20 protein-coding genes and 1 pseudogene are annotated in these 25,207 nt (G+C 60.6%); 1 reads left to right on the top strand and 20 read right to left on the bottom strand.

Features of this window, described 5'->3' with window-relative positions:
• Window positions 1-77: 77 nt before the first annotated feature.
• Window positions 78-971 carry a LysR family transcriptional regulator gene (locus tag ICY20_RS10395; RefSeq protein ID WP_159962517.1) on the bottom strand — a complete coding sequence of 298 codons (894 nt, stop codon included), beginning with the start codon at window positions 969-971 and terminating at the stop codon, window positions 78-80.
• Window positions 972-1,143: 172 nt separating this feature from the next.
• On the opposite strand from ICY20_RS10395, the gene ICY20_RS10400 reads away from it, so the two are divergent.
• Entirely contained in the window at window positions 1,144-2,364 is a 1,221-nt protein-coding gene (locus ICY20_RS10400; RefSeq protein ID WP_228758397.1) for an MFS transporter, read from the top strand.
• Between the two features lie 47 nt (window positions 2,365-2,411).
• Here the strand turns inward: ICY20_RS10400 and ICY20_RS10405 are convergent.
• The 19 genes and pseudogenes from ICY20_RS10405 to aroK form a co-directional block, all read right to left on the bottom strand.
• A pseudogene (locus ICY20_RS10405) lies at window positions 2,412-2,900 on the bottom strand (cytochrome b/b6 domain-containing protein); the annotation flags it as partial.
• A 146-nt stretch (window positions 2,901-3,046) separates the two neighbouring features.
• A complete protein-coding gene (gene gspM / locus ICY20_RS10410) occupies window positions 3,047-3,493 on the bottom strand; it encodes a type II secretion system protein GspM (protein ID WP_159962519.1) in 447 nt (148 codons plus the stop codon).
• Window positions 3,490-4,590, bottom strand: coding sequence for a type II secretion system protein GspL (gspL, locus tag ICY20_RS10415; protein ID WP_194937433.1), 1,101 nt, complete (start codon window positions 4,588-4,590; stop codon window positions 3,490-3,492). Before gspL ends, gspM begins: the two co-directional genes overlap by 4 nt.
• Window positions 4,587-5,435 (bottom strand): type II secretion system protein GspK, encoded by an 849-nt coding sequence (locus ICY20_RS10420; RefSeq protein ID WP_159962521.1) that lies wholly within the window; start codon window positions 5,433-5,435, stop codon window positions 4,587-4,589. Before ICY20_RS10420 ends, gspL begins: the two co-directional genes overlap by 4 nt.
• Window positions 5,432-5,980, bottom strand: coding sequence for a type II secretion system protein GspJ (locus ICY20_RS10425; protein ID WP_159962522.1), 549 nt, complete (start codon window positions 5,978-5,980; stop codon window positions 5,432-5,434). The genes ICY20_RS10420 and ICY20_RS10425 overlap by 4 nt, the downstream gene beginning before the upstream one ends.
• Entirely contained in the window at window positions 5,973-6,392 is a 420-nt protein-coding gene (gene gspI / locus ICY20_RS10430) for a type II secretion system minor pseudopilin GspI (protein ID WP_321186738.1), read from the bottom strand. Before gspI ends, ICY20_RS10425 begins: the two co-directional genes overlap by 8 nt.
• A complete protein-coding gene (gspH, locus tag ICY20_RS10435; protein ID WP_194937434.1) occupies window positions 6,358-6,819 on the bottom strand; it encodes a type II secretion system minor pseudopilin GspH in 462 nt (153 codons plus the stop codon). Before gspH ends, gspI begins: the two co-directional genes overlap by 35 nt.
• A gap of 4 nt (window positions 6,820-6,823) precedes the next feature.
• Window positions 6,824-7,267: a type II secretion system major pseudopilin GspG gene (gspG, locus tag ICY20_RS10440; RefSeq protein WP_194937435.1), complete on the bottom strand. Its 444-nt coding sequence runs from the start codon at window positions 7,265-7,267 to the stop codon at window positions 6,824-6,826.
• Window positions 7,268-8,467, bottom strand: coding sequence for a type II secretion system inner membrane protein GspF (gene gspF, locus ICY20_RS10445; RefSeq protein ID WP_159962525.1), 1,200 nt, complete (start codon window positions 8,465-8,467; stop codon window positions 7,268-7,270).
• A 2-nt stretch (window positions 8,468-8,469) separates the two neighbouring features.
• Complete coding sequence (gspE, locus tag ICY20_RS10450; RefSeq protein WP_159962526.1) at window positions 8,470-9,918, bottom strand: type II secretion system ATPase GspE; 1,449 nt, start codon at window positions 9,916-9,918, stop codon at window positions 8,470-8,472.
• A complete protein-coding gene (gene gspD, locus ICY20_RS10455) occupies window positions 9,915-11,816 on the bottom strand; it encodes a type II secretion system secretin GspD (protein ID WP_194937436.1) in 1,902 nt (633 codons plus the stop codon). The genes gspE and gspD overlap by 4 nt, the downstream gene beginning before the upstream one ends.
• Before the next feature lie 4 nt (window positions 11,817-11,820).
• Window positions 11,821-12,342 carry a type II secretion system protein N gene (locus ICY20_RS10460; RefSeq protein ID WP_159962528.1) on the bottom strand — a complete coding sequence of 174 codons (522 nt, stop codon included), beginning with the start codon at window positions 12,340-12,342 and terminating at the stop codon, window positions 11,821-11,823.
• A gap of 261 nt (window positions 12,343-12,603) precedes the next feature.
• The gene (gene gbpA / locus ICY20_RS10465) at window positions 12,604-14,064 is read right to left on the bottom strand and encodes an N-acetylglucosamine-binding protein GbpA (protein WP_159962529.1); all 1,461 of its coding nucleotides are present in this window, start codon (window positions 14,062-14,064) and stop codon (window positions 12,604-12,606) included.
• 276 nt (window positions 14,065-14,340) lie between these two features.
• On the bottom strand, window positions 14,341-15,408 hold the full coding sequence (gene hemE / locus ICY20_RS10470) for a uroporphyrinogen decarboxylase (protein WP_194937437.1): 1,068 nt from the start codon (window positions 15,406-15,408) through the stop codon (window positions 14,341-14,343).
• A 241-nt stretch (window positions 15,409-15,649) separates the two neighbouring features.
• Window positions 15,650-17,068, bottom strand: a complete 1,419-nt coding sequence (locus ICY20_RS10475; RefSeq protein ID WP_003209353.1) for an FAD-dependent oxidoreductase — start codon at window positions 17,066-17,068, stop codon at window positions 15,650-15,652.
• A 33-nt stretch (window positions 17,069-17,101) separates the two neighbouring features.
• On the bottom strand, window positions 17,102-21,547 hold the full coding sequence (gene gltB, locus ICY20_RS10480) for a glutamate synthase large subunit (RefSeq protein WP_159962531.1): 4,446 nt from the start codon (window positions 21,545-21,547) through the stop codon (window positions 17,102-17,104).
• 352 nt (window positions 21,548-21,899) lie between these two features.
• A complete protein-coding gene (locus ICY20_RS10485) occupies window positions 21,900-23,450 on the bottom strand; it encodes an SPOR domain-containing protein (protein WP_159962532.1) in 1,551 nt (516 codons plus the stop codon).
• Between the two features lie 10 nt (window positions 23,451-23,460).
• Window positions 23,461-24,561 (bottom strand): 3-dehydroquinate synthase, encoded by a 1,101-nt coding sequence (aroB, locus tag ICY20_RS10490; protein ID WP_017738869.1) that lies wholly within the window; start codon window positions 24,559-24,561, stop codon window positions 23,461-23,463.
• A 125-nt stretch (window positions 24,562-24,686) separates the two neighbouring features.
• Window positions 24,687-25,205 (bottom strand): shikimate kinase AroK, encoded by a 519-nt coding sequence (aroK, locus tag ICY20_RS10495; RefSeq protein ID WP_105695062.1) that lies wholly within the window; start codon window positions 25,203-25,205, stop codon window positions 24,687-24,689.
• Between the last annotated feature and the right edge of the window lie 2 nt (window positions 25,206-25,207).

Here is a 25,207-nt window from a genome sequence, read left to right on the forward strand (position 1 = left end):
CTGCGAAGGCGGCGGCATGACTGGCAGATGTGTGGGCTGACCCACCGCTATCGGGGGCAAGCCCCCTCCCACCTATTTCACTGAGCAGACTTGCGTGTCAACAGCTCTACAAACGCCTGCGCCATCGGCGTTTGCGCGCCTTTACGTTGCACCAGCCACACCGACGTCACCGCCTCCGGGTCCAACAAGGTGCGATAGACCACGCCATCAATCCGTATGCGCTGGTAAGACGCCGGCAGCACCGACACCCCCAGCCCCGCCGCCACCAAGCCGATAATGGTCATCGCCTCCCCCGCCTCTTGCGCAAAGTGCGGACTGAAGCCGGCGTCACGGCACAGGCTGAGCAACTGCGCGTAGAGACCGCTGCCGTAGCTACGTGGGAAAAATACAAACGGCTCCTCGGCCAACTGCGCCAGGTGCAGGCCGCGCTCGCTGCCTTGTACCAAGGGGTGCCCTGCGCTCAACACCGCTACCAGCGGTTCGCGCATCAGCTCGACAACACTCAGGGAATCCGGCAACGGCAAGGGCCGCATCAAGCCAACCTGGATCGACTCATCCACCAATGACTCGGCCACTTCGGTGCTGCTCATTTCCTGCAGGTTCAGGTGAACGGCCGGGAATGCCTGGCGAAACGCAAAGATCGCCTGCGGAATGCTGGCGTTGAACGGTGCCGAAGACGTGAAACCGATCTTCAATTCACCCAGCTCGCCCAGTTGCGCACGCCGCGCTACATCCGCCGCCTTATCCACTTGGGCCAGCACCAGTCGCGCTTCATGCAGGAACAAACGCCCCGCCTCGCTCAGCTCGACCCGACGATTGGTACGTTCAAACAAACGCGCCCCCACCTCTTGCTCCAGGGCCTGGATCTGCTGGCTCAACGGCGGCTGCGAGATGCCCAGCACCTGCGCGGCTCGGCCAAAATGCAACTCTTCGGCGACGGCGATGAAGTACCGCAAGTGACGCAATTCCATGCAAACCTCATTAGGTCGTAAAAGCTCTCAAACAGGTCGAACAATATATTGGAAAGAATCATTAGCCAGCTATATTCTTTTTTACATGGCCGGTCCTGGCACGCTCTCCCTCCCCGAGGTTCACGTGAAATCTGCTGTCGCTCCACTCGCTCAAGAAGTCCCGCCCACTGCCCTGGATGAGGTGGTGGCGCAGCTCAATGACGCCTACATCGAAAAAGGCACGCCGATGTTCATGCGCACGGTGCTGGCGCTGTTCTCCGGTGGTTTCGCGACATTTGCCTTGCTGTATTGCGTGCAGCCGATGATGCCGGCGCTATCACATGAGTTTTCGATCAATGCGGCGCAGAGCAGCCTGATTTTGTCGGTCTCAACCGCGATGCTGGCGTTAGGTTTGCTGATCACCGGGCCGATTTCCGACCGTTTGGGACGCAAGCCGGTCATGGTTTCAGCCCTGTTCTGCGCCGCACTGGCGACCATCGCGAGTGGCTTGATGCCGACGTGGGAAGGGATTCTGCTGATGCGCGCGTTGGTGGGCTTGTCATTGAGCGGCCTGGCCGCCGTAGCGATGACCTACCTGAGCGAAGAAATCCACCCGCAACACATCGGCCTGGCCATGGGCTTGTACATCGGTGGCAACGCGATTGGCGGCATGAGCGGGCGCTTGATCATGGGCGTGCTGATCGACTTCGTCAGTTGGCACACCGCCACATTGATCATCGGCGCCCTGGCGCTCATCGCCGCCACGGTGTTCTGGAAAATCCTCCCCGAATCGCGCAACTTCCGCGCCAGCAGCCTTAAGCCACGCAGCCTGGTGGATGGCTTTGTCATGCACTTCAAGGACGCAGGCCTGCCGTGGCTGTTCCTCGAAGCGTTCCTGCTGATGGGCGCGTTTGTGACGATGTTCAACTACATCGGTTACCGCTTGCTGGCCGCCCCCTACGACCTCAGCCAAGCGGTCGTCGGCCTGCTGTCGCTGGTGTACCTCTCGGGCATCTACAGCTCGGCAAAAATCGGCTCCCTGGCCGACCGCCTCGGCCGCCGCCGCGTGCTGTGGGCCACCATCGTATTGATGCTCGCCGGCATGTGCCTGACCCTGTTCAGCCCGCTGTGGCTGGTGGTGCCAGGCATGCTGATCTTCACCTTCGGTTTCTTTGGCGCCCACTCGGTGGCCAGCAGTTGGATCGGCCGCCGTGCGGTGAAAGCCAAGGGGCAGGCGTCGTCGTTGTACCTGTTCTGCTACTACGCAGGGTCGAGTGTTGCCGGTACAGCGGGCGGGTTCTTTTGGCATTTTGCCGGGTGGAACGGGATCGGCGCCTTCATCGTCGCGCTGTTGATTGGTGCGTTGCTAGTGGCGTTGAGGTTGGCGAAGTTGCCACCGCTCGTCCGCGGCTGAGGCTCTGTCGTTTCCAAGCCATGGGCCTTGAACGACATCCTCGCCATCACCCGCTTGCCGCGTCGTTCATGCAGTACCACCGCGCCGATGTGCAGGATCAGCATCAGCAGCAACATCGCACACGAGAGCACATGCACCTGGGTGTACCAGGCGATGGTTGCCGGGGTGCTTTGGAACGGTGGGATAGAGAATAAATCAAACACATTGATCGGCCGGTCCATCATCAGCACGCCCGTCACCAGTACCACCGCCAACACCAGGTACATGGCCTTGTGGACCAATAACGCCATGTACTCCTGCAACGAACGCTGGGTGGAAAAATCCAGCCCGTGAGAGAACGAGTAATACAGCCGCAGCACAAAGATCGGGATATATACCGTGGTCAACGACACATTGAAGAATCCGACCCAATCCTTGATCGGCGCGGAAACGGTAAACACGGCCACGTAAAAACCCGACAACAACGACCACATGATGATGACGGCAGAAACCCAATGCAGCAGCTTCTGTTTCATCGAATACCCGGTAGCTCTCATTTTACTAACACCACTCAGTGAATTTGCGGCGGATTTTTGACGAAGCAGCTCCCCATAGCCGTAGGGAAAATCTTAAAGTCAGCCAAAAAACACCGCATGGGCGTCAACCGAGCCAGTCAATATGCCGTTGGTCGCCTCAGACAGGGCTAGAGCACGACACGCGCCTCCAATAGTGAATTTCGCTTTTCCAGAGTCAGCTGCTGCAAGGCAATGCCGTCGCGCTCCAGCTCGGCGAGCCAGTTCAGCAATACGTGCGCCTGCGCGATGATGGTCAGGCGCACTTGATCGTTATCAACCTCCATCTCCTGCAATTGCAGACCGGCCGCGACCGCACGCTCACTGATGCGTGCCGGCAAGGGTCTCGCGCTGATCGTCTCAGACCGCACGGGCTGAGCACTTTGCACCCGGATCGAAAGGGCCAACTGATGCTGATAATGGCGCTCGGCATTGGCTAGCCGTTGCTGTGTGGGCTGCCACAGCAGTGAGTAGAACAGCCCGCCGAGCACCAACAGCACCGCGCCCGTCAGCAAGCAACGCTCGCGCAACGAAAGGCCTTTCCAGGTGTTCAGGGTTGACTCAATCCGCCGACTCATCGCGGCTCCTCCAACATCAATACCGCTTGAACCCGATTTCCGTCCTTGCTGCTATTGCCGATACGCACTGGCATCCCATTTTGCTGACCACGTTCGCGCAGTTGCTCCAGCTCATTGAAACTGGCGGTAGTCAGTTGCACCTTCCAGCCATCGCCTGCACGAAAATCTATGCGCTGCACGTCGACATCCCCCCCACCGATCACCTGTTCGGTCAGGCGGACCAACCGCGCAAGCGCAGTGGCTGAAGGCATCGCCGCTTGCCTGTGCAAGGCATCGAGCTGTGCGGAGAGGTCGATGACACGGGTTTGCTGTGGGTACAGCGCTTGAAAACGCTGCAAGCTTTGCGCATATAGCTGGTGCGCCTGCCCTTCGAGCGTTTGAATACGCACAAGCTTGAACCCCCAGTCCAGCGTAAACAGCAAGGCGACCGCGAGGACGAGACTTGCCCAGGGCCAGGCACGCCGGGGTCTGGCGAACTCACCCTGCAGGAGGTCGATCGATTGGCCGTGGCCGTTCCACAGTGCTTGTTCAATCAGCGCCAGGCTGTCGGTTTCGTCCAGCCATTGCAGCGGCTCAGCGAGCAAGGGTTCAAGTGCCTTAAGCCCCTGGGATGAAAGCGCCAGATGCAGGTCGCCGCCCACCACGCGTCGGTCATACCAGTCGACGGCAGCGAGGGTGCCATTGGGCAACACATTGGCGTCCACCTGAACGCTACTGACTTCAATACCCAGTGCCGCCAACAATTGCAGCAATGCCCGCAAACGCGCTTTGTGCGTGACGAGCACCGGATAACGACCCTGCCGATCACGGCGCCCGGCACACACATGCACCACCTCCAGGTCTTCACCCAATTGCTCTTCAATGGCAAAAGCGATTGCCTGGGCGTCCGGTCGTCGTTTTGACGGCCAGGGTTCAGAGCGCACAAAACTGCACATTTCCATGGGCAGCAACACATCAACAGGCTGCGCCCCCAGGCTTTGCGCAGCTTCTACCAGCAGCATCCGTTGATTGTCGCCTGCGGCCCGCCACAGGCAGCACGGCCACTGGCCTGAGGGCGCAGCCAAGCCTTCGGCGCTCAAATGCAGCCAGGTTTTCATAAAGCGCTCTCACTCGAAATCGGAGGAAGGAAACGTCGCTGCACCACACGCCAGCGCCCGGTTTTAAGCTCACGTTCAACCTCGCTGACCAAACGTAAGCGGCCGGTGCCCAAGCTCGCCTCGACACTCACGCGAAACCAGCGGCTGCCGAGGCCCAGGCCCTGGCTGTTGAGCCCCAGCCCGGCAATCAGCGGGTCATGGGTAAACGCCTGGACGCTGGTGTAACCCGCTTCAGGGCGTTGGGCCACCAACGCTTGGGCGGTCGCCATCGATACACCCTCAAGCGTCGCCAACACCTGCGCGGGTGCGGTATTGATGTTCAATGCGGCGTCCCTGGGCAACGTTGCCACCCAAGGCTCCAGCCTGCGCAAGAACTCGCCATCGATACCCGGCAGCAAGCGCAACTGACTCAGCTCCTTTACCGCGCCGGTGGCCGGCAGATCCAACGGCCCCAACCCCAGGGAGCCAAGCAGGAGCGACCAGCGCTGGCGCACCACCGCGTCCGCTTGCCCTTCGCCCAACAGCGCGTTGATGTTGAAGCGGCCGCTGAGGTCTTCGATGTGCAGACTGATCTGCGCGCCGTCGGTCGCGAAAGGCCAGCGGACATGCGCCCACTGTTGGGCCAGGTGTACCCGCTGCCGTTCATCCTCCATGGCCTCCAGCGTTAATGTCGCCCAGGCTTCTGCCGACAGCGCCAATTGCCGAAGCTGCATCTGGTGCAACTGGCGTGCAGTGCCTTGCAGCATCAACTGATGGCTACGCAGCATGCCCGCCGTCAGTAACAAAGCCAGGCTCATGACCAGCAACACACTCAGCAGCGCGACACCGCGCTGGCGCCGTTTCATGGGTGCCCTTGGGGCAGCGGCCAAACGCGGCGTATCTGCTCGAAGCGGCCACTCGACAACACCACTTCAAGCGCTTGTGGCGGCATCGCTGCCGCGCCACGCCCCACCGGCCACACGGCACTCCAACCGGTCTCAGGGTCGAAGAGTCGCCAGTTAAGCGCGTGCACATCATCGAGTAGCTTCTGCCGCTCGACCGTAGGAGAGTCCAGCCCGCGGCTTTCACGCCAGAGCGCACGGTTTTCCACGCGATAGAGCACGTGCTGACGCCCGCTGCGCGGCAAGTCATGGGGGTTACGCCAGTTACTGCGCACCCACTGCAAGCCAGCCGGGCCCAGGACGATGACCGATGACGCGACGTGCAACGCATCCCGCTCGATCACCCCCAGCGCTCGTTGCAGACGCCGCAGGGACTGTTCGTGCCCGGCCACGCCCTGCTGGGCACGTACAGTTGTGTCGAACAGGCGCCAGCTGGCCAAACCCAGCAGGGCAAAAATGGCCAGGGCGATGACTAGCTCCAGCAGGGTAAAACCGCGTTGTTTATTCATGGGCGGCGGGCACCCAGCTCGTGATGCTGTAGGCCGGCTGATCGCTGCCCTGGGGACTGACGCTGATGTCGACCTTGAGCAGACGCGGATCGCCTGTCGGGGTGATGGTCTGGTCAAGCACCCAATCACGCCGATCAACGTGTCGCAGCAATTGCTGACGCCCTGGCGACGGGGCTTGTAGACGCAGCTCGGTCAGTTGGTTATCCGCCAACCACGCGCATTGCATCTGCTCGTTCAACCGCACGTTCTGGCGCAATGAGTAGTGCCCTGCCGAGATCACGGCGGCCGCCAGCGTGGCGAAAATCGTCAAGGCAATCATGACTTCCAGCAAGGTGAACCCCCTTGCTGTCTTGACACGTTTGCGAGTACGACGGTGTTTACCCTTCAATCCACGGCTCCCCGGCTCCGTCACTGACCAGGCTCAGCCACGCCCGCTCTGCCGACATGAAGTACAGGGCAAACGCACTGATTTCATCGTTGCTGAGCATCAGCAATTGCGGCACGGTGCCGTCAAGATTGAGCCGCTGCCCTTCCTGTTCAAGTTGAAAATACAGGCCCTGCGGTAAACGGTGCACGTTACCGGTGGGCTGCCAACCTTCGTGCTCAAGGCGCAAGACTCGATACTCTTCACGCTGTATACGCACACCGTATTCGCGCCCTTCGATCACGGCTTGCTCACGTAATTGCTGAACCAGTTGCAACAACTGGCCAGCCTCCTGACGTGCAGCGCGGCCAGGGCTGCTGCCGGTAGACAGGCTCACGACACCGAGCACAACACCGACCAGCGCGATCACCACCATCAACTCCAGCAGGGTAAAACCGCGGCTGTGCCTGGGCATGCAATCAACCACCCCAGTTGCCGATGTCCGCCCCATGGCCTTCGCCACCGGTTACACCATCTGCCCCCAATGAGTAGAGGTCATAGCCGCCATTGGCGGCACGCACACCTGGGTTGAGGTATTGGTAGGGCGTACCCCAAGGGTCCACGGGCAGGCTTTTGAGATAGCCCTGAGCGTTCCAGTTGCGCGCGGCGGGCGTGCCCGACGGGCGACGCACCAAGGCTTCCAGGCCTTGCTGCGTCGAGGGGTAGTAGGCGTTGTCGAGACGATACATTTCCAGGCTGGTGGCAATCGCCTGGATCTCCGTTTTGGCGGCCGTGACTTTCGCTTGGTCAGGTCGGCTCATGAACTGCGGTACCACAATGGCGCCAAGTACGCCGATGATCACCACCACCACCATAATTTCAATCAACGTAAAACCGCGTTGACCCTTGGGCATGTTGCGCATTCAATTCACCAGTTGGTTAAGGCTGAGAATCGGCAACAGAATGGCCATGACGATCAGCAATACCACGCCCCCCATCACCACCAGCATTGCCGGCTCGAACAAACTCACCACCAGCGCGATGCGGGCGGCGAGGCTTTTTTCTTGTTGCTCGGCGGCGCGCGCCAGCATGGCGTCGAGTTCACCGGCGCGTTCGCCACTGGCGATCATGTGCAACATCAAAGGAGGTATATCGCCGCCGGCTTCAAGCCCACGGGTGAGGGTGCCGCCCTCGCGCACAGAGCGGGCAACGTCGCGCATGCGGGCACGAATGGTCACGTTGCCGATCACGGCGGCAGCGATTTCCAGGGCGTCCACCAACGGCACGGCACTTTTACCGAGGATCGCCAGGGTGCTGGCGAATCGCGCCGCCTCCATCGCACGAAACACGCCCCCCAGCAACGGAATGCGCAGCGCCACGCCATGCCAATAACGGCGCCCGCGTGACTGCTGCAGACTCCAGCGCCACACCAGCACGATGGCTGCCAGCACCAACAACAGCACCCAGCCAAAAGCACGCAAGCCATGGCTCACCGCGATCATGGCCTGGGTCAGCCCTGGTAGAGGTTGGCCACTGTCGACAAATATCTTCACGACATCCGGCACCACGTACCCCAGCAGAAAACCGACGATTGCCACACAGGCCATCATCAGCAACGCCGGATAGACCAGGGCCAGTTGAATCTTCTGACGCGACGCCTGCCGCGCCTCGGTATACGCCGCCAACTGCTCAAGCACGTGGCCCAGATGACCGGAACGTTCGCCGGCCGCAATGGTGGCGCAAAACAGCTCGGGGAATGCACGCGGGAATACCCCCAACGCCGCCGCCAGAGAGTGGCCTTCCATCACACGCCCGCGCACTTGCACGAGCAAGCGCGCGACACGCCGCTTTTCGCTCTGCTCGGCCACCGCGTTGAGGGCTTGCTCAAGTGGCAACCCCGCTTGAACCAGGGTCGACAATTGCAGGGTCAGCAAGGCGAGATCAGCGGCACTCAGACCCAACGCCAACCCGCTGCCGCCCCGCCCGCTTGAGGCTTGCACCCGGCTCGGCAACAGGCCGCGCTCGCGCAGCAATTGCCGGGCGTGGCGGGCGCTGTCGGCCTCTTGCCTGCCCCTGCAGGCACGACCGTTGCGGTCTCGGGCTTGATAGTCAAAGGTCGGCACGACTAACTCTCCTGGACGACCCGCAGCAGCTCATCCACGCTGGTCAGGCCTTCCAGCACCCGGCGGCGACCGTCCTCAAACAGGCTCGGGGAGTGGCGTCGCGCTTCGGTCAGCAGTGCCTGCTCACCCGCGCCCTGATGAATCATTGCAGCCAGTTGAGGGGTGACGCGAACCAGTTCGTAGATGCCGACACGCCCGCGATAGCCTTGCTGGCAGTGTTCGCAATCACCCGCTTTGAACAGCCCTGGCGTTGATTCGCCAGGCAACCCCAGGCGACGACACAGATCGGCATCTGCGACGACAGGAATCTTGCAGAGCGGGCACAGCGTGCGCAGCAATCGTTGCGCCAGCACGCCCACCAGGGATGACGCGAGCAGGTAGGCATCGATGCCCATGTCCACCAAGCGGGTAACGGCGCCGATGGCGCTGTTGGTATGCAGGGTCGACAACACCAGATGCCCGGTCAGGGACGCCTGCACGGCAATTTCAGCGGTTTCACCGTCACGGATTTCGCCGACCATCACCACATCCGGGTCCTGGCGCAGGATGGCGCGCAAGCCACGGGCGAAAGTCATCGCGACCTTGGCGTTGACCGGGGTCTGGCCGATGCCGGGCAAGTGGTATTCGATCGGGTCTTCAACGGTCAGGATGTTGCGGGTCTGATCATTGAGGTGCGTCAACGCGGCGTAAAGGCTGGTGGTCTTGCCCGAGCCCGTGGGGCCGGTCACCAGAAAGATGCCATGGGGTTTGCCCAGCAGTACGCGCAGGTCGGCCAAGGTCGTGGGCGACATACCCAAACGCGTTAACTCCAGGCGCCCGGCGTGTTTGTCGAGCAGGCGCAGCACCACCCGTTCACCGTGGGCAGAGGGTAACGTCGAGACCCGCACATCCACTTCATGGCCCGCCAGGCGCAGGGCCATGCGACCGTCCTGGGGCACGCGCTTCTCGGCGATATCCAGGCGCGCCATGACTTTGATCCGTGACACCAGCAACGTCGCCAGCTCACGCCGTGGCCGCAGTACTTCACGCAGTTGGCCGTCGACGCGCATGCGCACCGACAGAGTGTGTTCGAACGTCTCCAGGTGCACGTCGGAGGCTTTTTCCCGCACGGCTTCGCTGAGCAACGCGTTGATCAGCCGAATGATCGGCGCATCGCCCTGTTGCTCCAGCAGGTCAGCGGTCTGGGGCACCTGATCGACGAGGCTGAGCAGGTCCAACTCATCATCGAGCCCTTGGGCAACCTGTTCGGCGGCGCTTTGCCCCTCGCTGTAGGTTTCGGCCAGGCGTGCGGCGAAGGCTTCGGGGCTGAGAATACGCAGCGGCAATTCGCACTCAGTGAGTCGACGGGCTTCGCCCACGGCGCTCAGGGGCGTATCACTGCGCACCATCATCGACTCATCGTCGAGCAGTACGCCAAACCGTCGGGCAAAACCAAAGGGCAGTGGCTTCATTGCGTCACCGCGGCGGGTTGGCGCAGGTCGAACAGTTGGGCCGCCTCGTCAGGCAGTTGCAGGGAGCGATGCTGACCCGAAGCCGGTAGGCTTTCTTTGCGCAGGTCTTGATAACGCTGCTGGCTGATCCCGGACAAATCCTGGCCGCTGCGCACAATGGTCGGGCGCAGGAACACCATCAGGTTGCTCTTGGCCTGCGTGTCGCGACTCCAACGAAACAGCGCGCCAAGGTAAGGAATATCGCGCAACAACGGTACACCGCTGTGCTGGGTGCGCACGCTGTCCTTGATCAAGCCGCCGATCACAATAATCTCGCCATCATCGGCCAGGATCGTGCTCTTGAGCGCGCGCTTGTTGGTGATCAGGTCAGAGGAGTCCACACCTGACACGGCCGGTGCGATGTCCGAAACTTCCTGCTCGACCTCCAGGCGCAAGGTCGAGCCTTCGTTTATGTAGGGTTTGATCTTGAGGCTGATGCCGACGTCCTTGCGCTCCACCGTGGTAAAGGGGTTATCCGCACCGTTGCTGTTGGTGGCATAGGAGCCGGTCTTGAACGGCACGTTCTGGCCAACGATGATTTCTGCCTCCTGGTTGTCCAGGGTCAGCAGGCTGGGCGTCGACAAGAGATTGCTGCGACTGTTGCTGGCCAGCGCAGAGATCAGCGCGCCGAAGCGGTCCCCGCCTACCTTCAACAACGCGCCTTCGGGAATCACGCTTTTTTCGTCGAACTTCAAGCCGCCGATAATCGGCAAGCCGGTGCCAGGGAAGTTGATCAGCCCTGACGCGCTGCCACCCGTGAACGCCCACTGCACACCCAGCGCTTCGGCGATATCACCGGACACCTCGACAATCGCCGCATGGATCAACACCTGCGCACGCGGCCGGTCCAGCTCCCGCACGATGCCTTCCAGTGTTGCCAACTGGGCCGCCTCGGCCACTATCACCAATGCATTCTGGCTTTCATCGGCGCGCACCATAAACGGCGCGTTGGCGGTGGTGTCTTTAAGCCCAGAAGCGGTCAGCGGCGATTTGCTGCCCTGCCCCATGGTGTCTAGCACTTCGGCCAGTTGCTTGGCGTCGCTGTAGCGCAGGCGGATCACGCGGGCGTTGTCCAGACGCGCCGGCGCGACGGTATCGAGGCTGCGGGCCATTTGCACCAGGCGCTGACGCACGGCCGCCGTGCCGACAATCACCAAGCGATTGCCGCGTGGGTCGGCCAGTACGGATATGGCGCTTTCTGCATTTTGCTTACCGAGGGAGGCCTCAATCAGCCGGGCGATATCCGCCGCCACGCCGTGGCGCAACTCCACCAGTTCATGGGTATTCTTCGCGCCGGAATCCAACTGGCGCACGACTTCACCGATGCGCCGCACATTGCGCGCGGTATCGGTAACCACCAATGCGTTGGCCGACACCGACGGGCCAACATAACCATTGGTGGATATCAGGGGCCTTATAAGGCTGGCCAGATCAGAGGCATTGCTGATGCCTAATGCGATGACTTGAGTGACAAATTGTTCGGGGGCCGCAGTAGGTTCCTGCGCATCGCCCGACAGCGACTTGGCCTGGGTAACCGGCACGATAAGAATCTGATCACCTTGATCAATCACACTGAAACCATGGGTATCGAGCACGCTGTAAAACAACCGTCGCACACCTTCGCGGTCCAGCGCCTGGCTTGAAATCACGGTGATCCGCCCCTGCACTTTGGGGTCGAGGATCACCGTCTTGTCCAAGATGGTCGACATTTCTTCGACCACATCACGCAGCTCGGCATTGTTCATGCTCAGTTGCCAACGTGATTGCGTCGCCGACACGGAGCCCACCCATAACACGACGAACAGGGTCGTTGCGCCAAAGACGCCGAAAAAGCTGCGCCACCCGATGATGCTGTACATGGGTTTACTCACTCTTGGGTTGGTCGGCGACGGGCTTGAAGTGAAGGCGTGTGGCCTCCTTGGGGGGTGTATCAACGGCGTGTAGAAACCTCTCGCCCGCAGGGCGTAGCATCAACAATTCCTCACGGCCCTGGCGCCACAGCACTACGTGACCCGGCTCAATGCGTCGAAGCACGCTGCTTGCCGAGAGCCGTTCGCCTGCACGGTAAAACCGTTCGCCAGTTGGCCCGGCCAGTAAGGCTCTGGACTCACTTGTGCTATCGATCACCGTGGCCAACAGCGTCAGGGGTTCGGCGCTGTTCACCACGCGATCTTGCGCAGAAAGGCCAAGGACTGTGGCCACTGCCTGGGTATTGAGCTGCGCTGGCGGCGTTGCCGTCACGGCAGGTGACGACGCTGGAGCCGGTGCCTGCAGCCCTTGGCGGAATCTGGTTTCCTGCCACGCCAGCATCACGCCGTAGCCCAGCGGCAACAGCAGGATCAACATGCACGTGCGCATTCTGTACAACGCTGCACGCATCAACATGCCGTGCACTCGATAAAAAACCGATTTTTAGCCACTGACGGAACTGTCTGAAAAAAAAGAACAAACACACTTAAAAACAAAAATATGAACGGGAAAATTTCTGTCACTAGTTGCAACAAAACTCGCGCCCCCTTCTGCTGTTATCGGGCATAACCAAGCACTCGCACTTCTCATTCAGTGAAAGCCCACCCTTAACTAAAGTACCCAATAGAAATCAGGGCAAGTTCATACGCACTTGCCCTGAACTTACTCAACTAACGATTACAGTTGGTTCCAAGCGGTCTGCCAGTGGTGGCCCACACCCGGCTCAAAGCCATTGGCTGTTGGCAGGTACTGTTTGCAGTAGCCAGAGTCCGGGAACGGTTTGCACTCATAGACTTCGCCGGTTTGCGGGTGCAACACACGGGTGCCGGCTTCATAGGTTGCCAGGCCTTCCGGGAATACGAAGTGGTAGTCCTTCGCGCCACCTTCACCGGTCATGTTCACCGGTTGAGTATCCTGGCGGGTGGTGCGACCGTCTTCGGTGGTGCCCACCAGCGTCATGTGGTGAGTGCCCGGCTCGGAGCGCACATCCATTTCAAGCCAGTTGCTGGAACCCTGGGCCAGGGTTTTTACAGTGCCGACCGCTTTGTTGTTGGCATTGAACAAGGTTGCTTCAACGTTCATGTCACGGTTGGCGATCATCGCGAAGCGCACCTTCGCGCGGCCTTTGTCCAGAACGTATTGTTCAGCAAACGCCGACAAGGCCATGCGTGCACCTTCATCTTCTTTCATGTCCAGAGACAGCTCATAGCGAACCACACCACTGTCTTTCTGGGCATACAGATTGTTCTGGCCTTTGACCGGCGCAACATCGCCTTGCTCATCGCGGATGCCAGCTTTGATCAAGGTCTGGCTTTTGTTGATCGCTTCGGCCAGCTTGAAGGACCAGTTCCCCTGTACACCCTCCTCAGCGCTATCAATGGTGATTGCCACCGAATGCGCCGCACTCTCGCCTGCTGCCGTGAAGGCACGGGCCTTGACCTTGTCGCCAGCCAACAGGGTGTTGGACGGCACAATACTGCCCACGTTACTCCAGCCGCCCGGCAACTCGGCTTCGGCAATGATGTTCACGTCGACCACGTTATAGAACGCGGCATCCGTGTCGCCAACGGTCCAGATACCCAAAAGAATGTGGGAGCCGTTTTTGTCTTGTGGAATGACGCATTCGTGCTTGGCGCCAGGTGCCGGCAGGACGTTGCCACCGTCAACCGTGCAGAACGGGGTGCTCTCAAACGAGGTACGCGCCAGTGGCTGATTAGCGTTCCAGCCGTTGCGGGTGATGAAGTACTCATGCTTGGTCGCCGGATGCGGCGCGGTGTACTTCCAGTCGAATTTTACAGTGCGATCCTTGATTTCAGTCTTGTGCCAACGCGTGGCCGACTGAGCGTCGACGGCAGAAAACAGGCCATGACCGCCACTGGCAATCTTGCCATCAATCGGCCCCTGCAAAGGCGCACCGCCTACGCCAGCCGGAAACCCCTTAAAGGTTTCACCCACGCTTTGCGGCTCGTACTGAGCACCGCCGCAGTCTTTATTCAACCCTTTCTGGCATTGGAAAGCGCGGGAAGGTGGGTCATTCAAGTAACCATGTGCCATGACACTTTGCATAGGTAGTAACAATGCACTCGCCAGAACCAATGAAGACGCACCGCCCCATTGCGAAAAATTATTTTTAATCATAACTACGGAATCCTACGATTAATATTTGGTAAAGAACTCACACTCAAATGGTGCGGACGATGCCTTGAAGAGTTATCGAACGACAACCGACGGTGATATTCGCGAAAACAAGGAATGATGGCTGTAGGGAAAGTCTTAGAAATAACTTTCAGGTACAACAATGCCCGACGAAGATAAACAACGTGCTGGCGATTAAAAATACAAATACTTTGAAATAGACAATAAAAAACCCATCACTTCAATGACAACAAAGTGATGGGTTTCAGGTGGAGACTATTATTGGTGGTATTGCGCGGACAGCTCGTGCACAGCCTGCAGGAACGCGCCCGCATGTTCCGGATTAACTTCCGGTGTAATGCCATGCCCCAGGTTGAACACATGCCCGGTGCCTGTGCCATAGCTGGCCAGGATGCGGCCCACTTCGGCGCGGATCGCTTCGGGCTTGGCGTACAGCACCGTCGGGTCCATGTTGCCCTGCAGCGCAACGCGGTTACCCACGCGCTGACGGGCTTCGCCGAGGTCGCAGGTCCAGTCCAGGCCGAGGGCGTCAGCGCCGGCATCGGCGATGCTTTCCAGCCACAGGCCGCCGCCTTTGGTGAACATGATCACCGGCACTTTACGGCCTTCATGTTCGCGGATCAGGCCACTGACAATCTTGCGCATGTAGGCCAGGGAGAACTCCTGGTACGCCGCCGATGACAGGTTGCCGCCCCAGGTGTCGAAGATCTGCACCGCTTGCGCGCCAGCCATGATCTGGCCGTTGAGGTAGGAGGTGACTGACTGTGCCAGCTTGTCCAACAGCAGGTGCATGGCCTGCGGGTTGTCGTAGAGCATGGCCTTGGTCTTGCGGAAGTCTTTCGACGAACCGCCTTCGACCATGTAGGTGGCCAAGGTCCATGGGCTGCCGGAGAAGCCGATCAGCGGCACGCGGCCGTTGAGCTCGCGACGGATGGTGCTGACCGCGTCCATCACGTAGCCCAGGTCTTTGTGGGGGTCAGGGATCGGCAGGGCTTCGATATCCGCCAGGGTGCTGACGACCTTCTTGAAACGCGGGCCTTCGCCGGTTTCAAAATACAGGCCTTGGCCCATGGCATCAGGGATGGTGAGGATGTCGGAGAAGAGGATGGCCGCGTCCAGTTGTGGGTAGCGGTCCAGCGGCTGCATCGTGACTTCGCAGGCGAACTCCGGGTTCATGCACAGGCTCATGAAGTCACCGGCGTTGGCGCGGCTGGCGCGGTATTCCGGCAGGTAGCGACCGGCCTGGCGCATCATCCAAACAGGGGTGACGTCCACGGGTTGCTTGAGCAGGGCACGAAGGAAACGGTCGTTCTTGAGGGCAGTCATGTCGGCATCCGCAAAAAAAGTGCGGGCATTTTCTCAGAGCCGGACGCAAAAGGCACGGAATGGGCCGTGCCTTTTATCTATTGGGTTGATTTGCAGCAATGTCTGGCACCCCAAACCCCAATGTGGAATGAGGCTTGTGTGGGAGCTGGCTTGCCTGCGATGCAGGCGACTCGGTGAATCAGGTACACCGAGGTGATGCTATCGCAGGCAAGCCAGCTCCCACATTTGACCGCTTTTCAAATCAGACTTGCAGGTAATCCAGGATGCCTTCGGCAGCATTGCGCCCCTCGAAGATCGCCGTCACCACCAGGTCAGAACCGCGCACCATATCGCCACCGGCGAAGATCTTCGGGTTGCTGGTCTGGTGCTTGTACTGGCCTTGTTCCGGAGCCACGACGCGGCCCTGGCTGTCGGTCTGGATTTCAAATTGCTCGAACCACGGCGCCGGGCTTGGGCGGAAACCGAAAGCGATGACCACGGCGTCAGCCGGGATGATCTCTTCAGAACCCGGGATCGGCTCGGGGCTGCGACGGCCACGGGCGTCCGGTTCGCCGAGACGGGTCTCGACCACCTTCACGCCTTCGACGCGGTCTTCGCCGACGATGGCGATCGGCTGGCGGTTGTAGAGGAATTTCACGCCTTCTTCCTTGGCGTTCTTCACCTCTTTGCGCGAGCCGGGCATGTTGGCTTCGTCACGACGATAAGCACAGGTCACCGACTTGGCGCCCTGGCGAATCGAAGTCCGGTTGCAGTCCATCGCGGTGTCGCCACCGCCGAGCACCACGACCTTCTTGCCCTTCATGTCGACGAAATCTTCCGGCGACTTTTCAAAGCCCAGGTTGCGATTGACGTTGGCGATCAGGAAGTCCAAAGCGTCATACACGCCCGGCAGGTCCTCACCGGCAAAACCGCCCTTCATGTAAGTGTAGGTGCCCATGCCCATGAACACGGCATCGTATTCTTCGAGCAGTTGCTCCATGGTCACGTCTTTGCCGATTTCGGTGTTCAGGCGGAACTCGATGCCCATGCCAGTGAACACTTCGCGGCGGTGGCTCAGTACGGTTTTTTCCAGCTTGAACTCCGGGATGCCGAAGGTCAGCAGGCCACCGATTTCCGGGTTCTTGTCGAACACCACCGGGGTTACGCCGCCACGCACCAGCACGTCAGCGCAGCCCAGGCCAGCAGGGCCGGCGCCGATAATGGCGACGCGCTTGCCGGTCGGCTTGACCTTGGACATGTCCGGGCGCCAGCCCATGGCGAACGCGGTGTCGGTGATGTACTTCTCCACCGAGCCGATGGTCACCGCGCCAAAGCCGTCGTTAAGGGTGCACGCACCCTCGCACAGACGGTCTTGCGGGCACACCCGGCCGCACACTTCCGGCAGGGTGTTGGTCTGGTGCGACAGCTCGGCGGCGGCGAGGATGTTGCCCTCGGCCACAAGCTTGAGCCAGTTGGGAATGAAGTTGTGCACCGGGCACTTCCATTCGCAATACGGGTTACCGCACCCCAGGCAGCGGTGGGCCTGGTCGGCCGAGTGCTGGGGTTTGAAGGGTTCGTAGATTTCCACGAACTCTTTCTTGCGTTGACGCAACAGTTTCTTCTTCGGATCTTTGCGCCCGACATCGATGAACTGGAAGTCGTTATTCAGACGTTCAGCCATGTTAAAACCTCATCAAACTTCTTCAGGCGCATATCACTGCGGGTTGGCACGGATGCTGGAAAGCAACGATTTCAGGTTGGCAGCCTTGGGCTTGACCAGCCAGAAACGACGCAGGTAATCATCGAGGTTTTCGGCGAGGTTACGACCCCATTCGCTGCCGGTCTCCTCGACATACTCGTCCAGCACGTGCTGCAAGTGGTTCCGGTAGGACTCCATGGCTTCGCCGCTGATGCGCTGGATCTCGACCAACTCGTGGTTGACCTTGTCGACGAAGGTGTTGTCCTGGTCGAGCACGTAGGCGAAACCGCCGGTCATGCCCGAACCGAAGTTGTAACCAGTCTTGCCCAATACCGCGACAAAGCCCCCGGTCATGTACTCACAGCAGTGATCGCCAGTGCCTTCCACCACGGTGTGGGCACCGGAGTTACGCACGGCGAAACGCTCACCGGCGGTGCCGGCAGCGAACAGCTTGCCACCGGTGGCGCCGTAGAGGCAGGTGTTGCCGATGATGGCACTGTCCTGGCTCTTGTAGACGCTGCCTTTAGGCGGAACGATCACCAGCTTGCCGCCGGTCATGCCCTTGCCCACGTAGTCGTTGGCATCGCCTTCGAGGTACATGTGCAGGCCGCCGGCGTTCCACACGCCAAAGCTCTGGCCCGCAGTGCCTTTGAAGCGGAAGGTGATTGGCGCCTTGGCCATGCCTTGGTTGCCGTGCTTGCGCGCGATTTCGCCGGAGATGCGTGCGCCGATGGAACGGTCGCAGTTGCAGATATCCAGTTCGAATTCGCCACCGCTGGCGTCATTGATCGACGACCCGGCGATTTCCACCATTTTCTCGGCCAGCAGGCCTTTGTCGAAGGGCGGGTTGCGCTCAACACCGCAGAACTGCGGCTTGTCGGCCGGGATGTGATCGCTGCCCAACAACGGCGTGAGGTCCAGGTGATGCTGCTTGGCGGTCTGGCCCTGAAGGATTTCCAGCAGGTCGGTACGGCCGATCAGCTCTTCGAGGGAGCGCACGCCCAGCTTGGCCAGCCACTCACGGGTCTCTTCGGCGACGTAGGTGAAGAAATTCACCACCATGTCGACGGTGCCGATGTAGTGATCCTTGCGCAGCTTTTCGTTCTGAGTAGCCACGCCGGTGGCGCAGTTGTTCAGGTGGCAGATGCGCAGGTATTTGCAGCCCAGGGCGATCATCGGCGCGGTGCCGAAGCCGAAGCTTTCGGCGCCAAGGATCGCGGCCTTGATCACGTCGAGGCCGGTTTTCAGGCCGCCGTCGGTTTGTACACGCACCTTGCCGCGCAGGTCGTTGCCGCGCAGGGTCTGGTGGGTTTCGGCCAGGCCGAGTTCCCACGGTGCACCGGCGTACTTGATGGAAGTCAGCGGCGAAGCGCCAGTGCCACCGTCATAGCCGGAGATGGTGATCAGGTCGGCATAGGCCTTGGCCACGCCAGCGGCGATGGTGCCCACGCCGGCTTCTGCTACCAGTTTCACCGAGACCAGGGCCTGCGGGTTGACTTGTTTAAGGTCGAAAATCAGCTGCGACAAGTCTTCAATCGAGTAGATGTCGTGGTGCGGCGGAGGCGAGATCAGAGTCACGCCCGGCACTGCATAACGCAGCTTGGCGATCAGACCGTTGACCTTGCCGCCTGGCAGCTGGCCGCCTTCGCCAGGCTTGGCGCCCTGGGCAACCTTGATCTGCAGCACTTCGGCGTTGACCAGGTATTCCGGGGTTACACCGAAACGGCCAGTCGCGACCTGCTTGATTTTCGAGCTCTTGATGGTGCCGTAGCGCGCCGGGTCTTCGCCGCCTTCGCCGGAGTTGGAACGCGCACCCAGGCGGTTCATGGCTTCGGCCAGGGCTTCGTGGGCCTCAGGCGACAGAGCACCCAGGGAGATACCGGCGGAGTCGAAGCGCTTGAGGATCGACTCCAGCGGCTCGACTTCGCTGATGTCCATCGGCGTGTCCAGGGTCTTCACCTTGAACAGGTCACGGATCATCGACACCGGGCGGTTGTCCACCAGCGAGGTGTATTCCTTGAACTTGGCGTAGTCGCCCTGCTGCACGGCGGCTTGCAGGGTGTTGACCACGTCCGGGTTGTACGCGTGGTATTCGCCACCGTGCACGAACTTGAGCAGGCCACCTTGCTGGATCGGCTTGCGCGCGCTCCAGGCTTCGGCGGCCAGGGCTTTTTGCTCGGCTTCGATGTCGACGAAACGCGCACCCTTGATGCGGCTTGGCACGCCACGGAAGCTCAGCTCGCAAACTTCTTCGGACAAGCCGATAGCTTCGAACAGTTGAGCGCCGCGATAAGACGTGACGGTGGAGATGCCCATCTTCGACAGGATCTTCAACAGGCCCTTGGTGATGCCCTTACGGTAGTTCTTGAACACCTCATAGAGGTCGCCCAGCACTTCACCGGTACGGATCAGGTCACCCAGCACTTCGTAGGCCAAGAACGGGTAAACCGCGGAGGCGCCGAAGCCGATCAACACCGCGAAGTGGTGCGGGTCGCGGGCAGTAGCCGTTTCAACGAGGATGTTGGAGTCGCAGCGCAGACCTTTTTCGGTCAGGCGGTGGTGCACTGCACCCGTCGCCAACGAAGCGTGAATCGGCAGCTTGCCCGGCGCGATATGGCGGTCGGTCAACACGATCTGGGTACGACCGGCGCGCACGGCTTCTTCGGCCTGGTCGGCGACGTTGCGCACAGCGGCTTCAAGGCCGAGGCTCTCGTCGTAGTTCAGGTCGATGATCTGGCGGTCGAAGCCCGGGCGGTCCAGGGTCATCAACGAACGCCACTTGGCCGGCGAAATCACAGGCGAGCTGAGGATCACGCGAGAAGCATGCTCAGGCGATTCCTGGAAGATATTGCGCTCGGCACCGAGGCACACTTCCAGCGACATCACGATAGCTTCGCGCAGCGGGTCGATCGGCGGGTTGGTCACCTGGGCGAACTGCTGGCGGAAGTAGTCGTACGGCGTGCGCACGCGCTGGGACAGCACGGCCATCGGCGTGTCATCGCCCATGGAGCCGACGGCTTCGTAGCCTTGCTCACCGAGCGGGCGCAGCACCTGGTCGCGCTCTTCGAAGGTGACCTGGTACATCTTCATGTACTGCTTGAGCTGGTCAACGTCGTAGAAAGCCGAACCGTGGTCGTTGTCTTCCATGGTCGCCTGGATGCGCAGGGCGTTCTTGCGCAGCCATTGCTTGTACGGGTGACGCGACTTCAAACGGTTGTCGATGGCGTCGGTGTCGAGGATCTGCCCGGTTTCGGTGTCCACGGCCAGGATCTGGCCAGGGCCTACGCGGCCTTTGGCGATGACGTCTTCGGGTTTGTAGTCCCACACGCCGATTTCCGAGGCGAGGGTGATGAAACCGTTGGTGGTGGTGACCCAACGCGCCGGGCGCAGACCGTTACGGTCAAGCAGGCACACCGCGTAGCGACCGTCGGTCATGACCACGCCGGCCGGGCCGTCCCACGGTTCCATGTGCATCGAGTTGTACTCGTAGAACGCACGCAGGTCCGGGTCCATGGTTTCGACGTTCTGCCACGCAGGCGGAATGATCATGCGCACGCCACGGAACAGGTCGATGCCGCCGGTGACCATCAGTTCGAGCATGTTGTCCATGCTGGAGGAGTCGGAGCCTACGCGGTTGACCAGCGGGCCGAGCTCTTCGAGGTCCATCAAATCGTTGGCGAACTTGGTGCGACGGGCCACGGCCCAGTTGCGGTTGCCGGTGATGGTGTTGATCTCGCCGTTGTGGGCGAGGAAGCGGAATGGCTGGGCCAGCGGCCATTTCGGCAGGGTGTTGGTGGAGAAGCGCTGGTGGAACACGCAGATTGCGGTTTGCAGGCGCTCATCGCTCAGGTCTGGATAGAAGGCGGTCAAATCCGCCGGCATCATCAGGCCTTTATAAATGATGGTCTTGTGGGAAAAGCTGCAGATGTAGTGCTCGGTGTCGGCAGCGTTGGCCACGGACGAACGACGACGGGAGGTGAACAGCTTGATCGCCATGTCCTGGTCGCTCAGGCCATCGCCGGCGATGAAGACTTGCTCGATCTGCGGCAGACGCTCCAGGGCCAATCGGCCGAGTACGCTGGTGTCGATCGGCACTTTGCGCCAGCCGACAAGTTGCAGGCCCGCAGCGGCGATCTCGCGGTTCATGTTCTCGCGAGCGGCCTCGGCTTTTACCGGGTCCTGGTTGAAGAACACCATGCCCACGGCGTACTGCTTGGGCAGGTCGACCGCAAATTGCTCTTTGGCGACAGCGCGCAGGAACAGGTCGGGCTTTTGAATCAGCAAGCCACAACCGTCACCGGTCTTGCCGTCGGCGTTGATCCCACCGCGGTGGGTCATGCAGGTCAGGGCCTCGATGGCCGTTTGCAAAAGGGTATGACTGGGCTCGCCCTGCATATGGGCAATCAGGCCGAAACCGCAGTTATCCTTGAATTCATCGGGTTGGTACAGACCTGCTTTCATAGACACTTTCTCACCAGGCTGCCTCTTATATCGAGGCAAATTTCTTTTCAATTCAACCGGTTACCTTCCACGCCGAACGTACGCCGGCTTAGCGGGGGCAAAAGGGAGGTCATTGTACACACCGACACAGACGCTCACAAATTTAGCGACGAAATGTCGCAAATCTATGTCGCATTTATGAAAGGTTTAAAGCGATATGCTGTGCTAGTCAAAACTTTTTTAATTCTGACCGCTACGACTCAAAAGCTACTGTGACGCAGACACCACAAAGCGCGCGGTCCGTAGGGGACTGCACGCCATGCGATTTTTTTTGAGGTGCCGGGAGGGCGGCCTGGGTAAGGCCGCCGGATCTTCAGCGAGTTGCTGCCAGTTCTTGTTGAACGCTGGCGACAGTGCGAGGCCAAGGTTTACCAGCCTGAACCTTCGCTGGCAAGGTTTTGATCGCAGAATCTGCGGCTGCGCGGCTGGAGAAGTTACCGTAGGTGATCACGTAGAGAGGCTTGCCGTTGAGCACTTTCTTGAAATAACGGTACTCGCCGCCCTGCTCTTTCACGAACGCTTGGGCGTTGGCTTCGGAGCTGGTGCCCAGGATCTGCACCACGAAGTTGTTGGCGGGCTGGCTGCCGTACCAACCGCTGCCAGCAGCACCGGCTTTGGCGACAGTGGCTGGTTTTTCAACCGGCTTGACCACTGGAGCGGGCTTGGCAACCGGCGCAGGTGCGACCGGCTTGGTCACAGGCGCAGGCTTGGCGGTGGCAACGGTAGGCGCTGGGGTTGGCTTGGCAGCTGGCTGACCCGCTGGCACGCCCGCAGGCGGCGCGGTGGTGGTTACGGTCGGCGGCGTAGCGCTGGAGCCTTCTACCGGCACGCCGTCGTCACCTTCGGAGATGCCACCGGCTTCTTCGGCGAGCGGGCCACGCATCACCGGCTGGCCGACCATAGGCAGGTTGGTGGGTTGGCCGGAATTGGCGAACTCAACGTTTGGAGTAGGCTTGCCCAGTGGCAACTGCGCCTGTTCGGTTGGCGCGCCGGGAGTGGTCGGTGCCTTGCTGCGACCTGGGATCAACCAGGCGGCGGCAACCGCGACCACAACAACGGCGGAAATAGCCAATACGTGCTTCTTAGGCATAGTGAACCCCATCTTTGGACGCTTGACCGCAGAGCGGCTGGCAATCATGGCTTCGATCATGGCATCGCGGGCAACCTGGTTGATGGTGCCAGGCCAGCCGTCGGAGCTTTCGTGAATATCAGAGATCTGCTGAGCGGAGAAAAGTTCGATCCCCGCCCCCGCGCCTTCCAGGCGTTGAGCCAGGTATTCGCGGGTTTCTTCTTCTTCGTACGGCTGCAATTCGATGACGTGGAACAGCTCTTGATCACCGCTGATCTGCTCCAGATCGGCGATCAACGACGACTCACCAAACAGGAACACATGCGGGCGGCCTTCGGGCGTGCCCGCTGCCAGCGCCAGCAGCGCTTCCAGGGCGGATTCGTCGAGCTGCTCGGCGTCGTCCACCAGCAGGTAGACTTCCTGGCCGGTCAGACCCAGCTGCACCACTTGCTTGAGGATCGCATTCGGTTCGGCAGTGGCCACGTCCAGCGCCTGGGCAACCTGGCGCAGCACGCCCGCCGCGTCACCGGCACCACGGGCCGACACCACCACGCTCTGCACGGACTGCTTGTTGGTGCTGGCCACCAGGGCTTGGCGCAGCAAGGTCTTGCCGCTGCCCAGCGGGCCAGTCACCACCAGCAGCAACTGGCTGTAGCGCGCCAGATGGTGCAGTTGCCCCAGCACTGGCTTGCGCTGGGCCGGGAAGAATTTGAAACCAGGCACCCGCGGAGCAAAAGGGTCGTGGCTTAACTGGTAATGGCCGAGGAACGCCTCGTCGGCATGCAAACTAGTCATCGGGATCTCATTAACCTTTCAGCTGAGCCAGGGCACGGTAATCCGCTCCCAGCGTGGCTTGTAGAATCTCTTTTGGATAATCGTCGGTCACTACCGCTTCGCCCATGTGGCGCAGCAGCACCAGTCGCAGTCGACCGTCGATCACTTTCTTGTCTATTGCCATATGTTCGAGGAAATCCGCTTCGGTCATTTCCTCAGGCGGGATGACCGGCAGACCGGCGCGCTGGAACAAACGGATACCACGATCGCGCTCCTGGGCGCTGATCCAGCCCAGGCGTTGCGACATCTCCAACGCCATCACTGTGCCAGCCGCTACGGCCTCCCCATGCAGCCACACACCATAGCCCATGTGGGTTTCGATCGCATGGCCGAAGGTGTGACCGAGGTTCAGGGTGGCCCGCACACCGGACTCCCGTTCGTCGGCATTCACCACCAGCGCCTTGGCGGCGCAGGAGCGGGAAATCGCTTCGGTGAGTGCCACCTGGTCGAGGTTGCGCAGCGCGTCGACATGTTCTTCCAGCCAGGCCAGGAACGGTTCGTCGCAGATCAGCCCGTACTTGATGACCTCCGCCAGGCCCGCAGACAGCTCACGCGGCGGCAGGGTGTTGAGCGTTGCAGTGTCGATCAGTACCGCCTGGGGCTGGTAAAACGCACCGACCATGTTCTTGCCCAGCGGGTGGTTGATACCGGTCTTGCCACCCACCGACGAATCGACCTGGGAGAGCAAGGTAGTCGGCACCTGGATAAAATCCACGCCACGCTGGTAGCAGGCCGCCGCGAAACCGGCCATGTCGCCGATCACACCGCCGCCCAAGGCGATCACAGTGGTGCGGCGGTCATGGCGAGCAGTGAGCAGGCCATCAAAGATCAGTTGCAGGGTTTCCCAATTCTTATGGGCTTCGCCGTCAGGCAGGATCACCGAGATCACGGAATACGCCGCCAGGCTGCGGCTCAGACGCTCAAGATACAGCGGCGCGACCGTTTCGTTGGAGATGATCGCCACTTGCCGCCCGGCAATGTGCGGCGCGAGCAACTCGGGCTGGTCCAACAGACCTTCGCCAATATGGATGGGGTAGCTGCGCTCGCCTAGATCGACCTTAAGTGTCTGCATGTGTCCCCGCGTTAGAGATGTTGTGACTACCGGCCACGCCGAAATACAGCGTTGCCTAATGGCTCTACGCCATACCTTTAAGGCTGATGGCGCGCCGCCGAGAATAGCGCATTTCGGGCCTGGCTTTAACGGGGTGGCAGCCGTTGCAGGCGCTCAAGAATATCGAGGACCACCATCCGCGGCGGCCGCTCATCGGTTTCGACCACCAGATCGGCAATTTCCCGATACAGCGGATCACGCAACGTGAGCAGGTCCCGCAGGGTTTTCTCTGGATTGGCCGTGCGCAGCAACGGGCGATTGCGATCGCGGGCAGTACGCCCCACCTGTTGCTCGACCGAAGCATGCAGATAGACCACCCGACCGCCAGCATGAAGCGCCCGGCGGTTTTCTTCGCGCATGACTGCGCCACCGCCGGTGGCCAATACCACGCCGTCGAGGCCGCACAGCTCGGCGATCATCGCCTGCTCGCGGTCACGAAAGCCCAGCTCGCCTTCCTTATCGAAGATCCATGGGATATTGGCACCCGTGCGCACTTCAATTTCCTTATCGGAATCTTTGAATGGCAGGCGCAGCTCTTTGGCCAGCAAACGGCCGATGGTGCTTTTTCCAGCCCCCATCGGTCCTACAAGAATCAAATTTCGCACAG

Origin of the sequence: Pseudomonas pisciculturae, assembly GCF_015461805.1 — a bacterium.
Taxonomy (GTDB): domain Bacteria; phylum Pseudomonadota; class Gammaproteobacteria; order Pseudomonadales; family Pseudomonadaceae; genus Aquipseudomonas; species Aquipseudomonas pisciculturae.